We start from the raw sequence: 12013 nt of genomic DNA on the forward strand, positions 1-12013 counted from the left end.
AGCTTCATCGGGAGGGAGCCTGATCGTATCGCGAACGGGGCCTGAAAGGGCAGGCCCAGCCATTGGCTGGGCCGCATTGTTTTCAGCTGCGTTCGAGCAGCAGCGCCACGCCCTGGCCACCGCCGATGCACAGGGTCGCCAGGCCTTTCTTGGCGTCACGCTTGAGCATCTCGTGGAGCAGGGTTACCAATACCCGGCAGCCCGAGGCGCCAATCGGGTGGCCAAGGGCGATGGCGCCGCCGTTGACGTTGACCTTCGAGGCGTCCCAGCCCAGCTCCTTGCCGACCGACAGGGCCTGGGCGGCGAAGGCTTCGTTGGCTTCGATCAGGTCCAGCTGGTCAAGCGTCCAGCCGGCTTTGTCGAGGCTGCGGCGGGTGGCCGATACCGGGCCGATGCCCATGATCGCCGGGTCGACGCCGGCATTGGCATAGGCCTTGATGCGCGCCAGCACCGGCAGGCCCAGTGCCTGGGCCTTGCTCGCGCTCATCAACAGCACCGCAGCGGCGCCGTCGTTGAGGCTCGATGCGTTGCCGGCGGTGACGCTGCCGTCCTTCTTGAATGCAGGCTTGAGCTTGCCCAGGGTTTCGGCCGTGGTGCCGGCGCGCGGCTGTTCGTCGGTGGCGAAGGCGACGGGCTCACCCTTGCGCTGCGGGATCAGGATCGGGGTGATTTCGTCGGCGAAGCGCCCGGCCTCGATGGCGGCGATTGCCTTCTGCTGGGAGGCGGCGGCAAAGGCGTCCTGCTCTTTGCGGCTGATGGCGTATTTCTCCACCAGGTTCTCGGCGGTGATGCCCATGTGATAGTCGTTGAAGGCGTCCCACAGGCCGTCGCTGATCATCGTGTCGACCAGTTGCCCGTGGCCCATGCGCAGCCCGGTGCGAGCCTTGGGCAGCACGTAGGGCGCCAGGCTCATGTTCTCCATGCCGCCGGCGATGATCACTTCGGCGTCGCCGCAACGGATCGCCTGGGCGCCGAGGTGCAGGGCCTTGAGCCCGGAACCGCAGACCTTGTTGAGTGTCAGCGCGGGCACCGCGTGGGGCAGGCCGGCCTGGATCGCAGCCTGGCGCGCGGTGTTCTGCCCGGCGCCGGCAGTGAGCACATGGCCAAGAATCACTTCATCGACCTGTGCGCCGTCCAGGCCGGTCTGCTCAAGCAGGCGGCGGATCACCGCAGCACCCAGTTCGGTGGCCGGCACATCCGCCAGCGCCCCCTGAAAACTGCCGATGGCGGTACGGGTTGCAGCGACGATGACGACTTCTTGCATGGTGTTCTCCTGCCCAGATGGACGGATATTGTTATTGGCTGGGGTATGATCCTGACGCTGCCTCCGCCGCCATGCAAGTCCAGGGTTTTCGATTGGTTGCATCGGTAATGGCGTATGCCGTGTAGCAAAACGGCGTGATAGATTCCTGGCACCCACAACCGCATCAGGAACGCTGCCATGCCCGAATCCCGCGCAACGGTCACCACCGAACAGGGGCAGCGCTGCCTGACCCGCCTGTGCCGGCACTGGAGCCACAAATTCCAGGTGAGCTTCGACGAACAGCGCGGCGAGATCGTCTTCGATCCGGCGCGCCTTACCCTGACCCGTTTCGAGGGTGGCCTGACGGTGGTCATCGACGCGCCGGACGCAGCCACGCTCGATCGCCTCGAACCGGTGGTGGCTGACCACATGCAGCGCATGGTGGCCGACGAAACCCTGCAGATCGACTGGCAGCGCTGAGCACTGCCGAGAGCGGCGAGCGAGCTGTTAGACTAGGCGGCCTTGAACGCCATCCAGGATCGTCAATGGATCGTCCCGTTTTTCGTCGCACATTCCTTCATCCGCGCTTCTGGCCATTGTGGGCCGGGCTGGGCTTGTTGTGGCTGACCGTGCAGCTGCCCTATGGCGCCTTGCTGCGCCTGGGCCGCGGTCTTGGCTGGTTGATGTACCTCGTCGCTGGCTCGCGCCGGCGCATTGCCACGCGCAACCTTGAGCTGTGCTTTCCGCAGATGTCCGCCGCCGAGCGCGAGAGTCTGCTGAAGGAAAATTTCGCCTCTACCGGTATCGCCTTCTTCGAGATGGCCATGAGCTGGTGGTGGCCGCGGGAAAAGCTCGCGCGCCTGGCGCATATCGAAGGCATCGAGCATCTGCAGCAGGCCCAGGCGCAAGGCCAGGGCGTGATCCTCATGGCGATCCACTTCACCACCCTGGAAATCGGCGCGGCCTTGCTTGGCCAAGTGCACACCATCGATGGCATGTACCGCGAACACCGCAACCCGGTATTCGATTTCGTGCAGCGCCGTGGCCGTGAACGTCACAACCTGGATGCCTCGGCCATTGAGCGCGAGGACGTGAGGGCGATGATCAAGGTGCTGCGCGCCGGGCGGGCGATCTGGTACGCGCCCGATCAGGATTACGGCCGCAAGCAGAGCCTGTTCGCGCCGCTGTTCGGCATCCAGGCGGCGACCGTTACCGCGACCACCAAGTTCGCGCGTCTGGGGCGCGCCATCGTGCTGCCATTCACCCAGCAGCGCCTTCCGGATGGCCAGGGCTATCGCCTGACCATCCATGCGCCACTGACCGACTTCCCCGGTGAGAACGAGGAGGCCGATTGCCTGCGCGTCAACAGGTGGGTCGAGCAGGCAATCGCCACGTGCCCGGCTCAGTACCTGTGGGCGCACCGCCGCTTCAAGACCCGCCCAGAAGGCGAGCCTAAGCTTTACTGACCCATCCCGACCCGGAATCGAAGCAATGAAGCAGGATGCTGTTGGCCGCCCGGCCACTACCGGGCTGATTCTCTCAGGCGGGGGCGCACGTGCTGCCTACCAGGTCGGGGTATTAGCGGCGATTGCCGATCTGTTGCCGGCTGACTCATCGCACAATCCCTTTCCGGTCATCGTCGGCACCTCGGCGGGGGCCATCAACGCCGTAAGCCTGGCCTGCGGCGCGCTGCATTTTCGCGAGGCGGTGAAGCGCCTGAGCAGCGTGTGGCGCAGCTTTCATACCGACCAGGTGTATCGTAGCGATTGGCCGGGCGTGCTGCGCCAGGCCAGCCGCTTCATCGGCCACAACATGCTTGGCCTCGGCAAGCAGGTGCCGGTAGCGCTGCTCGACAGTTCGCCGCTGGCCAAGCTGCTCGACCGTGAGCTGGATTTTTCCGGTATCGCGGCAGCCATCCGCCACCGCCAGCTGCGCGCTGTGGCGGTCACCGCGTTCGGTTACGAATCGGCCCAGGCGGTGACGTTCTACCAGGGGCGCGCGGCAATCGATCCCTGGTTCCGGCATCGCCGTGTTGGTGTGCCGACCCGCTTGGCGTTGCCGCATCTTTTGGCCAGTACGGCGATTCCTCTGATCTTCGAGCCGGTAAAAATCAACCGCGAATACTTTGGCGACGGCGCGGTACGGCAGATGGCGCCGATCAGCCCGGCGCTGCACCTGGGCGCAACCAAGGTGCTGGTAGTCGGAGTGAGTGGTAATCCGGTGAACAATCAGACCGGCGCACCGACTCCGGCGCCTGTCGGGGCGCAGCCGAGCCTGGCGCAGATTGCCGGGCACATGCTCAACAGCACCTTTATCGACAATGTGGAAAGCGATATTGAGCTGCTGGGGCGACTCAACCAGCTTGGCCGTTTGGTGCCGGCCGAGCAGCGCAGCCGCACCTATGGGCTGACGCCGGTAGAGGTATTGGTGATTTCCCCGAGCCAACCGCTGGACGTGATCGCTGCGCGGCATCGGCGTGAAATGCCAGCGGCGCTGCGCCTGTTCCTGCGTGGGCCTGGCGCGACCCGCGACGGCGGTGGCGGGGTGCTCAGCTACCTGCTGTTCGAGCCCGGTTATTGCAGCGAGCTGATCGAGCTGGGCTACCAGGATGCCATCGCCAAGAAGGCTCAGATCCAGGCGTTTCTCGGCCTGCTACCAAGCGACCCGGCTGAGTGACGCGCAAGCCCAGGAATGTTTCCTGGGCGGCTGTCATCAGCCGAAGCGTTCGAGCTGCATTTCCTGCAGGCGGCTCAGGGTGCGGCGAAACGCGAAGCCCAGATAGCCCTCGGTATACAACTCATCCAGCGCGACCGAGGCCTCCAGATAGAGCGGCACGCGGCGGTCGTAGCATTCGTCTACCAAGGCAATGAAGCGGCGCACGGCGTTGTCGTGAACCGACAGGGCGGGTAACTGCCGGTCGCCGGCGACCACCCGTTCGGCGGCGTCTTCGGTGCCGCGGGCGATCTTGGCCGGCTGCTGCTCGGCGCTGAGGGGGGGCACATCACCGAGCAAAATAGCCTTGAAGCGATCACACAGGAGGATGAAATCCTGAGCGGAGAGGGGCTGCTCACAAAGCTGCTCGAAGCTGCAGTACAGGATGGTCGTGCTGTGGCACCTTACACTGATCATCCGGTGGTTGATGGCCAGCGGCTCGCTGCTGGCAGGCGCGCCCTCGCTCAACGAGGCGAACACCGCGGGCAGGGCGCTTTGCTCGTCTGCCTGACGAATCCAATAGCGTTGCCGTAACTTGCCAGGGTGCTGGCGGTGATCCTGCTCGCCATTTACCTCCACGACGCGCATGTGCTGTTGCAGCGCTTCGATGGCCGGCAGAAACCGCTCACGGTTATGGCCGCCGGCATACAACTGCTCCGGCGGCTGATTGGAGGTAGCGACCAATACCACGCCCTCGTCGAACAGCGAGCGGAAGAGCCCACCCAGTAGCATGGCGTCGCCAATATCACTGACGAACAACTCGTCGAAGCACAGCACGCGGATTTCTTTGGCCAGCTCCCGCGCCAATACCCGCAGCGGCTCGGCAGTGCCGGTCAGCTCGAACAGGCGGCGATGCACCCAACCCATGAAATGGTGAAAGTGTTGGCGCCGTGCCGGCACCTGCAGCGAGTCATGGAAGCTGTCCATCAGCCAGGTTTTGCCACGCCCGACCGGGCCCCAGAGATAGACACCCTGGGGCAAGTCGCCGCGGTGCAGGGCTTCGTAACAGTGCTGCAAGTATTCGGCCGCCTGCTGTTGGGCGGCGTCGCGGACGAAACCCTGCTGTTCGACGGCCAGGCGATAGGCCTCTAACGGTGCAAGACTACTCATGCGTCGGGCGCCTGGAAGATGGTTTCGATGGGGCGTTCGAACAGCCGGGCGATCTTGAAGGCCAGGGGCAGGCTGGGGTCGTAGCGGCCGGTTTCGATGGCGTTCACCGTCTGCCGGGATACGCCCAGGCGTTCACCCAGCTCGGCCTGGGACCAACCCTGGCCATTGCGCAATTCGCGAACCTGGTTGATCACCGGTAGCGTCTCCAGCCCAGCCACGCGCCAAAGCCCCAGAGTGCGGCGAGCAGCGGCCATACTAAGAACATCGACAGGCGCGGAAACCCCGCTGTTTCCAAGAAGCCGTAGCTAAAGGTGATCAGTGCCGTGCCGACGAATGCCAGCGCCAAGGCTTCCAGATGGACCGCCCGGGCAAGCTCATCGAGCTGACGGATCTGGCGAATCACCGTGACGGCCACGGCGATCATCGGCACGATGGGAATCAGTGCGCACAGCGTCCGCAAGAGTCCTTCGGGCAACAGCACTTGGGTCAGGCTGCTCACCGCTACTGCGATGACGTAGGCAGTTATCGCCAGGCTGAAGTGAATGACGAAACGCTTGTAGTCGGTCATGGCGCTGTACCGCGAATGGAAAGTTACCTTTACATTAAGGGTGGCGCGCTCGCTTGGTCAAGCAAGCTTTACACTTTGGGTTGTGGTGCGCCCATTAACGGCAGTGGCGCCATTGCCGGGTCGCCTTGCGGGCAAGTTACGCTGCGGCCTGCCAATACTGACGTAGCGAAACCGATGGGGTGGCCGTTTGCATGTGAGTCACATGGCGTGCAGGGTCGAGACAGCATAGGCACCCAATGGCCGCTGGGTCTCGCAGACTGAGTCGATATAACTGTTATAAGCAAATTCTTACTCGGTATATGTCCTTTCGCTCCAGATGGTTATCCTGCGCGGCTACTGAATGAGCCGACAACGGCAATTGGGGCAGGTATGGATTTTGGCGGTATGGGCTTCGTTATCGCGGGGCTGGTGGTCGGCTTTATTGTCGGTATGACGGGCGTGGGTGGTGGTTCATTGATGACGCCCATTCTGCTCTGGTTCGGCATCAACCCAGCAGCGGCAGTGGGCACCGACCTGCTGTATGCCGCCATCACCAAGGCCGGCGGCGTATTCGTTCACCAGCGCAACCGCAATATCGACTGGTCGGTAACTGCCTGGTTGGCCGCAGGTAGCGTGCCGGCAGCCTTGCTGACGCTGCTGGCGCTGACTCTGCTGCCTGGCGATCAACACGCTACCAATGCGCTGATTAAACAATCGCTGGGCATCGTGCTCTTGCTGACTGCCACGGCGATCCTGTTCAAGAAGCAGCTGTTCGCCTTCGCCAGCCGCCACGCGGGTGACGGCTTCCATTTCAGCCCCGGGCGCCTGAATGCGCTGACCGTGCTGGTTGGTCTGGTACTGGGCTTTATGGTCACCCTGACTTCCATCGGCGCCGGTGCGCTGGGTACTGTGGCGCTGTTTCTGCTTTACCCGCTGATGCCCACGCGCCGCCTGGTGGGCACCGAGATTGCGCACGCCGTGCCGCTGACCCTGGTCGCCGGCCTTGGCCATGCTGGGCTCGGCAATCTGGATTGGGGCGTGTTGGGTTATCTGCTGCTGGGCTCGCTGCCAGGCATCTTCTTTGGCAGCCACCTCTCTGGGCGTGTGTCCGACAATCTGCTGCGCCCGTTCCTGGCGATCATGTTGATGGTGATCGGCTTCAAGCTGGCGTTCTAATCAGCGTAGACATGCCCCTTCGGAGCCGCTGTCACCAGCGATGACACACTATCGAAGGGGCGCGCTACACGAGGTTCTGGCAGCGTTCTCTCACCAGAGCAACGGTTTGCTCTGGCCTTTCCAGAATAGCCAGCGTTGTCGTTCATGGTGTTCGCCGGTGCCGATCTGCCAGGCCGGGCGACCGGCTTCCAGATCGATCAGACAGACGAAACCAGCATAGCTGGACACGGCCAGGGTTTTGCCGTCGGCCGACAGATCCATGGCACAGATGGTCGAGCCAATGAAGTGCTGCCAACGCTCAGTGCCCTGGTCGTCAAAAGCCCTTAGATAACCGTAAGCATCACCAACGATGAACGTATCGCCACGGGAAACCCCAGCGTAGACGCGGGCACCATCCTGGACGATCGGAGTGCGCTGATCCTCGCTGTAGAAGTCGGTTTGCAGGCCTGGCAAGTCGGCCACGGCGACGCTAAGGGTGGCGCCGTTGTAGAAGTGGCAGGCGTTGAGTATCAGGCGATCGCTACGGCTGTTGAACAAGGCGAAATGCGTATATTCGCCTACCGGGCCGACATCAGCGACCTGCAGCAGGTCGCTGCCAAATACCAGATGGCTACTAGACTGCTCGCCGACCGCGATCCAGCGGCCATCTGCCGATACCGCGCCGTGTTCCATCGACAGCCCTAGGCTTATGTCATCGGTGGGCGTGCCCCTGCGCAGGTCTTCGCGGATATCCGCCGGGCGTGGCAGCAAGCGCGTGGTGGCCTCCTTGGCCAGCACGAATATGCCGTCCGAGCTGACCAGCAGCAAACGTTGACCATCCGGGAAGGGAATCAGTGCGGTCGGCGTTGGTGGATGTTCAAACGCTGCAAATCCGGCATCCACCGGTAAGCCTTCCAGACCTGTGGGCCAGGCGAACTGGGCGACCTGAGGGCCGTTCCAGCCATCGTGCACGCTGATGCCGGATGCTCTGGCGAACGCGAAATAACGGCGTGCCGGGCAGCGGCCGAAAAAGTCGATACCAATAACGTCGTGCCACTGGTTGCCGTGAATATGTACCAGGCGCCCGCGTTCGTAGGAGCTGCCGACGCGTGCCAGCAGGCTACCATCGTCGAGCAGCGCGAGGGCACTGATGCTCTGAGCCTGCTCATCCAGCAAGGGCACCAGTGGCAGATGGGCAGGTGGCCAGTCGGTACGAAAGTTGGCGCGGCTGGCATCATCCGCATTCGTTTCATTGGCGGTCTGCAGCGCTTCCAGCAGGGCCGGCAGCAAATGCTCGGTCGGCGCCTGTTGTGGTTCTTTCAGGCCGTCCCAGCCCTGGCTGAGGCCCTGCTCGACATAGCGATTTACCTGCTTGGCGTAGTCCAGCACGGCGGCTTGCCATTGCTGTTGGGGAGTTAGAGTCGTCATGCTTGAAGCGCTCCTTGACGCTGTTGCGCTGCCGCTCAGGGCAGCATCCCTAGCCAATTATTCGATCCGCATTCTATCGGGCTGCTGACTGGCCTTGCGCCGAGAGCATCGCGTTCTCGGCATGGTAGAGCGATGGCGGTGATCATTCGTTCCCAGCGATATAGAAATGGCTAATAAGTCGTTGGTATCGCGATTATTTATGGCTAGCAATACCGACTTTTTCGCAATACTTACCGTGCCTTCCTTTGCCGCTGGCGCTACTGTTTATGCTCTCTGTACGATCAGGGAGGTAGCGCTAGCGGAGCGTATTTACCCGACCCATATGGCTGGCGGATAATGCGCCAGTCGTAGCGTTCGCGATGGGCCATCATGGTGCGTCAACGTGGGATCAGAGGGAAAAATGGCTGCGAAGACCGTCACCAGCAAGCAAGTTGAAGTACAGCGCATCGTCGATGTGCTGTTCAAGGCCATCGCTCAGCATCGCTTGCCGCCAGGGACGCGCCTGATCGAAGCGCAGATCGTCGAGACCCTGCAGGCCAATCGCAACCATGTGCAGGCGGCGTTGCAGCGCCTGGCGTTGCAGCGCGTTGTGACCATCGAGCCGAACCGCGGCGCGATGGTCGCTCAGCCCAGCGCCAAGGAGGCGCGCGAAGTCTTCGCTGCACGGCGCGCCATCGAGCGGGCCATCGTCGAAAGCATCACGCCGGCGATCATGCACAAGCAGCGTCAGCGGGTGGCCACGCACATGAGCAACGAGCGCAAGGCCACCAGCGCTACCGACCGCCGCGCCATCGTTCGCGAGCTGAGCGAGTTTCACCTGATGCTCGGCGAGATCAGCGGCAACTCGGTGCTCAGTGAAATTCTCGCCAACCTGATGGTGCGCAGCTCACTGATCGTCGCCCTCTACCAGCGCAACGACGTACCGTCCTGCGCATCGGACGAGCATCAGCAAATCATCACCGCCCTGGAGAACGGCGATCATGGGCGGGCTGCCGCGGTGATGCTCGAGCACCTGGGCGAGCTCGAAGACCAGTTGGATCTGGACGATCAGGCCGAGCCCGAGGTCAATCTGCGTCAGGCCCTGGCAGGGCTGTAACGTGGCACCTCATGGATCTGCCATGAATGCGGCCGATCAGCTTCCTTGCCGTTGCGCGATGGGTTGCGACTCAAAGCGCCATCTCCCGCCTGAACACCTCCAGCGTATGGGCCTTGACCCGAACGAACTCGGGATGGCTCATGATCTCCGCACCCCGTGGCCGGGGCAGATCGAACCTGACGATTTCGGCAATTTGGGTGGGGCGCCGGGTCAGCAGCAGTATCTCATCGGCCAGAAATACCGCGTCTTCCAGATCATGAGAGACGATCAGCATGGTGACGCCGGTGGCCAGTTGCACTTCCTGCAATTTGTCGCGGATGAACAAGGTCATCTCGAAGTCCAGCGCGGAAAACGGCTCGTCGAGGAACATCACTTCCGGGCGCGGCGCCAGGGCCCGCATGATGCACACGGTCTGTTGCTGGCCGCCTGAAAGTTCGTACGGATAACGATTCAGGTCGAAGCGGATATCGAACATCTGCGTCAGCTCATCGACGCGCGATTTCACATCGGCCTTGCTCATGCCCTGACGAACCAGCGGGTAAGCGATGTTGGCGCGGGCACTCATCCACGGAAAGAGCGCATCTCGGTAGTTCTGGAACACGTAGCCGATCTTGGTCTGGGCGAGCGTCTTGCCATCGAACAGAATCTCGCCTTTATCCATCGGCATCAGCCCGGCGATCATGTTCATCAGTGTCGATTTGCCGCAGCCGTTGGGCCCGAAGGTAGAGACGATCTTGCCGCGCGGCAGGTCGAGATCCAGGTCGGTATACAACGGCTGGCCGGCAAAGGCTTTGCTCAAGCCGCGAATGGTGACGTGGGTGTCGGCGTGTGGTGCAGCGCCGGCTACCGACGAGGTGCCGTTTGCGGCGGCGAGGGAAAGCGCGTGCGTCATGCCTGGCTACTCCAGTGGACGGTTTTTTTCTCGATCAGCAGGAACGCCAGATTGAGCAGATAGCCCAAGGCGCCGGTGATCAGGATCGAGGCGTACATGTCTTTGATATTGAATACCTGTTGGGCATCGATGATCCGGTGCCCCAGGCCGTTTTCCGAGCCGATGAACATTTCCGCGACGATCACAATCACCAGGGCGATGGACACCCCGGTACGCAAGCCGACGAAGGTTTGCGCGAGGCTTTCCATCAGCAGGATGTCCTTGAAAATGTGCCAGCGGGAAATGCCCATTACCTTGGCTGCCATCAGCCGGGTTTTCTTGGCGTTCATCACGCCGTAGGCGCTGTTGAACAGAATCACCAGCACGGCAGCGAACGCAGCGATGGCGATCTTGATCGCATCGCTGATGCCGAATATCAGCATGAACAGCGGGATCAGCGCCGAGGAGGGCGTCGAGCGGAAGAAGTCGATCAAAAATTCTAGGCTGCGGTAGACCTTTTCGCTACTGCCCAGAATGACGCCCAGCGGCACCCCAACCGCGGCCGCGAAAGCGAACGCGGCGAGCGTTCGGTACAGCGTCGAGGCGATGTCGGTGCGCATGGACGATTCGCTGAACGACTGGAACATGAACCCCAGCGTTTCCAGCGGCGAGGGCAGCAGAACGGGATTGAGCCACTGTGCGCTGACGGCCAGTTGCCACAGCAGAAACAGCAGCAGCGGGCCGATCAGCGGCAGCAGGCGCGAAGACCAGTGTGACGTCATGACGATTCTCCTCAGCCCTGATAGATCAGCGCAGCCACGTCGATCGGTTTGCTGAAGATCTTGCGCTCGGTGAACACGTCATAGAACTTCTGGAACCATTGCAGGTTGTCGCCTTGCAGGTCGGAGTACATGACGAAGCCCGGCAGCGGCACCTCGTTCACCAGATCCGATTCGATGCTGGTGTAGCCGACGATGTTCTCTCGTGCCTGCTCCGGCTGTGCGGCGATGAACTCCACGGCTTTCTGGTAGGCGGCGATAAAGGCTTTGGTTTGCTGCGGCTTGCTCTCGATAAAGCTGCTGTTCAGTGCCGCTGCGCCACCGAACCAAGGGGCGTCGGCATTGCCGAGCACGTATTTGGAGATGACGCCGGTTTCCAGCGTGCGCGACAGGTTCTTCATGCGGCCCACGGTGCCGGTCGGCTCCAGGGTATAGACCCCGTCGATCTGGCCGGCCGCCAGGGCTGGCGCGTGCTGGCCGACAGGCAGTTCGATGACGGAAGGATCGCTGAAGCCGTTTTTTTCCAGAATGATCTTCGCCATTGTGACGTTCTGGATGCCCGGGCCGCAGGCGATTTTCTTGCCTTGCAGATCGCTGATGCTTTGCGCGGTGCTGTTGAGGGGCACCAGAAACTCATCCAGAACCAGGCGATGGTTCGACGGGTTGGAGCAGATGATCTTGAACAGCCCCGGCATGGTGATCGCGCCAAGGCCGAGGGCGCCGGTCGCGGTGCCGTTGGCGCAACCGTGAATGCGACCGGTGATCATGCCCTCGACGATTTGCTGCGGGCTGGAGAACTTGACGCCTTTTACGTTCAGCCCAGCGTCCTTGAAAAAACCTTGCTCCAGGGCGACATACAACGGCAGGCCGCCAACGATGGGCCAATAGCCGATGCGGATTTCCTCGTCATCGGCGGCGAACGCGCCGGCAGGAAGCAGGCTGCCCAGCGTCAACGCACTTCCCGTCACGCCTAACCACTTCAGCAATTGGCGACGATCCAGCTGGAGAGAACGGTTTTCAGGTTTGCGGTCTTTCATCGGTTTTCCCTGTTTTCAGATGGGCAATGTGGCTT

13 protein-coding genes are annotated in these 12013 nt (G+C 62.2%); 5 read left to right on the forward strand and 8 right to left on the reverse strand.

Translation table 11 applies throughout. The annotated features are described in order from the left end of the window. Positions 1-82 precede the first annotated feature (82 nt). The gene (locus BUC40_RS12415; RefSeq protein WP_073266046.1) at positions 83-1264 is read right to left on the reverse strand and encodes an acetyl-CoA C-acetyltransferase; all 1182 of its coding nucleotides are present in this window, start codon (positions 1262-1264) and stop codon (positions 83-85) included. A 177-nt stretch (positions 1265-1441) separates the two neighbouring features. Here BUC40_RS12415 and BUC40_RS12420 point away from each other — a divergent pair, with 177 nt between their 5' ends. The 3 genes from BUC40_RS12420 to BUC40_RS12430 all read left to right on the forward strand — a co-directional run bounded on the left by BUC40_RS12420 (position 1442) and on the right by BUC40_RS12430 (position 3919). Next, on the forward strand, positions 1442-1723 hold the full coding sequence (locus BUC40_RS12420; protein ID WP_073266047.1) for a DUF2218 domain-containing protein: 282 nt from the start codon (positions 1442-1444) through the stop codon (positions 1721-1723). Between the two features lie 65 nt (positions 1724-1788). Then, entirely contained in the window at positions 1789-2709 is a 921-nt protein-coding gene (locus BUC40_RS12425; protein WP_073266048.1) for a lipid A biosynthesis lauroyl acyltransferase, read from the forward strand. A 25-nt stretch (positions 2710-2734) separates the two neighbouring features. Next, the gene (locus BUC40_RS12430; protein WP_073266050.1) at positions 2735-3919 is read left to right on the forward strand and encodes a patatin-like phospholipase family protein; all 1185 of its coding nucleotides are present in this window, start codon (positions 2735-2737) and stop codon (positions 3917-3919) included. A 36-nt stretch (positions 3920-3955) separates the two neighbouring features. Here the strand turns inward: BUC40_RS12430 and zapE are convergent, their stop codons facing one another. The 3 genes from zapE to BUC40_RS12445 are packed head-to-tail and all read right to left on the reverse strand — an operon-like array spanning position 3956 to position 5633. After that, on the reverse strand, positions 3956-5065 hold the full coding sequence (gene zapE, locus BUC40_RS12435) for a cell division protein ZapE (protein WP_073266056.1): 1110 nt from the start codon (positions 5063-5065) through the stop codon (positions 3956-3958). Continuing rightward, on the reverse strand, positions 5062-5259 hold the full coding sequence (locus BUC40_RS12440; RefSeq protein WP_073266058.1) for a helix-turn-helix transcriptional regulator: 198 nt from the start codon (positions 5257-5259) through the stop codon (positions 5062-5064). The genes zapE and BUC40_RS12440 overlap by 4 nt, the downstream gene beginning before the upstream one ends. Then, a complete protein-coding gene (locus tag BUC40_RS12445) occupies positions 5256-5633 on the reverse strand; it encodes a hypothetical protein (RefSeq protein ID WP_073266060.1) in 378 nt (125 codons plus the stop codon). The genes BUC40_RS12440 and BUC40_RS12445 overlap by 4 nt, the downstream gene beginning before the upstream one ends. Before the next feature lie 369 nt (positions 5634-6002). Between BUC40_RS12445 and BUC40_RS12450 the strand changes: the two genes are divergently transcribed. After that, entirely contained in the window at positions 6003-6788 is a 786-nt protein-coding gene (locus BUC40_RS12450; RefSeq protein ID WP_073266062.1) for a sulfite exporter TauE/SafE family protein, read from the forward strand. A gap of 90 nt (positions 6789-6878) precedes the next feature. Here BUC40_RS12450 and BUC40_RS12455 read toward each other — a convergent pair whose 3' ends face one another. Further along, complete coding sequence (locus BUC40_RS12455) at positions 6879-8195, reverse strand: PQQ-binding-like beta-propeller repeat protein (protein WP_073266064.1); 1317 nt, start codon at positions 8193-8195, stop codon at positions 6879-6881. A 400-nt stretch (positions 8196-8595) separates the two neighbouring features. Here BUC40_RS12455 and BUC40_RS12460 point away from each other — a divergent pair, with 400 nt between their 5' ends. Beyond that, the gene (locus BUC40_RS12460; protein ID WP_073266066.1) at positions 8596-9291 is read left to right on the forward strand and encodes a GntR family transcriptional regulator; all 696 of its coding nucleotides are present in this window, start codon (positions 8596-8598) and stop codon (positions 9289-9291) included. Between the two features lie 70 nt (positions 9292-9361). Here the strand turns inward: BUC40_RS12460 and BUC40_RS12465 are convergent, their stop codons facing one another. The 3 genes from BUC40_RS12465 to BUC40_RS12475 are packed head-to-tail and all read right to left on the reverse strand — an operon-like array spanning position 9362 to position 11978. After that, a complete protein-coding gene (locus BUC40_RS12465) occupies positions 9362-10183 on the reverse strand; it encodes an ABC transporter ATP-binding protein (RefSeq protein ID WP_208605770.1) in 822 nt (273 codons plus the stop codon). Further along, positions 10180-10944 (reverse strand): ABC transporter permease, encoded by a 765-nt coding sequence (locus BUC40_RS12470; protein WP_073266068.1) that lies wholly within the window; start codon positions 10942-10944, stop codon positions 10180-10182. The genes BUC40_RS12465 and BUC40_RS12470 overlap by 4 nt, the downstream gene beginning before the upstream one ends. Positions 10945-10955: 11 nt before the next feature. Continuing rightward, entirely contained in the window at positions 10956-11978 is a 1023-nt protein-coding gene (locus BUC40_RS12475; protein WP_073266070.1) for an ABC transporter substrate-binding protein, read from the reverse strand. Between the last annotated feature and the right edge of the window lie 35 nt (positions 11979-12013).

The organism is Phytopseudomonas punonensis, from assembly GCF_900142655.1.
Classification (GTDB): domain Bacteria; phylum Pseudomonadota; class Gammaproteobacteria; order Pseudomonadales; family Pseudomonadaceae; genus Aquipseudomonas; species Aquipseudomonas punonensis.

Excerpts from the sequence above, each read along its gene's own strand:
- BUC40_RS12415 (WP_073266046.1), bottom strand. The coding sequence starts at position 1,264 with ATGCAAGAAGTCGTCATCGTCGCTGCAACCCGTACCGCCATCGGCAGT.
- BUC40_RS12420 (WP_073266047.1), top strand. The coding sequence starts at position 1,442 with ATGCCCGAATCCCGCGCAACGGTCACCACCGAACAGGGGCAGCGCTGC.
- BUC40_RS12425 (WP_073266048.1), top strand. The coding sequence starts at position 1,789 with ATGGATCGTCCCGTTTTTCGTCGCACATTCCTTCATCCGCGCTTCTGG.
- BUC40_RS12430 (WP_073266050.1), top strand. The coding sequence starts at position 2,735 with ATGAAGCAGGATGCTGTTGGCCGCCCGGCCACTACCGGGCTGATTCTC.
- zapE (WP_073266056.1), bottom strand. The coding sequence starts at position 5,065 with ATGAGTAGTCTTGCACCGTTAGAGGCCTATCGCCTGGCCGTCGAACAG.
- BUC40_RS12445 (WP_073266060.1), bottom strand. The coding sequence starts at position 5,633 with ATGACCGACTACAAGCGTTTCGTCATTCACTTCAGCCTGGCGATAACT.
- BUC40_RS12450 (WP_073266062.1), top strand. The coding sequence starts at position 6,003 with ATGGATTTTGGCGGTATGGGCTTCGTTATCGCGGGGCTGGTGGTCGGC.
- BUC40_RS12455 (WP_073266064.1), bottom strand. The coding sequence starts at position 8,195 with ATGACGACTCTAACTCCCCAACAGCAATGGCAAGCCGCCGTGCTGGAC.
- BUC40_RS12460 (WP_073266066.1), top strand. The coding sequence starts at position 8,596 with ATGGCTGCGAAGACCGTCACCAGCAAGCAAGTTGAAGTACAGCGCATC.
- BUC40_RS12465 (WP_208605770.1), bottom strand. The coding sequence starts at position 10,183 with ATGACGCACGCGCTTTCCCTCGCCGCCGCAAACGGCACCTCGTCGGTA.
- BUC40_RS12470 (WP_073266068.1), bottom strand. The coding sequence starts at position 10,944 with ATGACGTCACACTGGTCTTCGCGCCTGCTGCCGCTGATCGGCCCGCTG.
- BUC40_RS12475 (WP_073266070.1), bottom strand. The coding sequence starts at position 11,978 with ATGAAAGACCGCAAACCTGAAAACCGTTCTCTCCAGCTGGATCGTCGC.